A 352-nucleotide genomic window follows, 5' to 3' on the forward strand; every position below is an offset into this window, starting at 1 on the left:
CCGAATAGATGTTCTGTCGGTCGGGGTTGTTCTACCACAAGCACTTTCGGCTCATTGGGATTGTTAATATCTAGAGAGAAGCGCAAAAAAACCAGGGCTGACGTTTTCGGATTTGCCCGAGGTTCCCTGAGTAAAAACGAGAAAAAAGTACGAAAATCAGAGCATTAAGCTCGTATAAGCGGTGAATTATTAGCACCTTTATACCTGACAATCAACTGCTTGTCTCTCTTTTTTTTTAAGCGTTATTAGGTATGAATAATTTGCTCTCGGTTATCTCACTCATTCCTGAGTTCAGAAAAGGAAATCACCTGGTTTATCCAATTGATTACCTTTTGCTTGTGGCTTTTTGCAC

This window comes from Porphyromonas sp. HMSC065F10 (genome assembly GCF_001808555.1).
Lineage (GTDB): Bacteria > Bacteroidota > Bacteroidia > Bacteroidales > Porphyromonadaceae > Porphyromonas_A.